This window comes from Halalkalibacter lacteus (assembly GCF_036663595.1).
GTDB classification, from domain to species: Bacteria; Bacillota; Bacilli; order Bacillales; family Bacillaceae_D; genus Halalkalibacter; species Halalkalibacter lacteus.
This window is the reverse complement of record NZ_JAWRVL010000487.1, coordinates 1-232: the sequence shown is the minus strand read 5'-3', so window position 1 is coordinate 232 and position 232 is coordinate 1. Positions and strand designations below refer to the sequence as shown.

Here is a 232-nt window from a genome sequence, read left to right as displayed (position 1 = left end):
CGCGCGCGACACCGCCCGGTCTTCGTGTCGGGCTTCGCCGAGCACCTCACGCACAAGAGCATCACCTACGCGCCCGACCTGCTCGACAACCCGATCCGCGTGGCCGCCGAGCGCGCCTTCGCCATGGCCGGCGCGCAGCGCAGCGCGGTGGACGTGGTGAACCCCTACGACGGCTACACCATCACGGTGCTGGTGACGCTCGAGAACGCGGGCTTCTGCGGCAAGGGCGAAG

1 protein-coding gene is annotated in these 232 nt (G+C 70.7%); it reads left to right on the top strand.

All coding sequences use genetic code 11. The annotated features are described in order from the left end of the window. A partial coding sequence (locus SAZ04_RS23120; RefSeq protein ID WP_431309061.1) for a thiolase C-terminal domain-containing protein occupies positions 1-232 on the top strand: 232 nt, incomplete at both ends.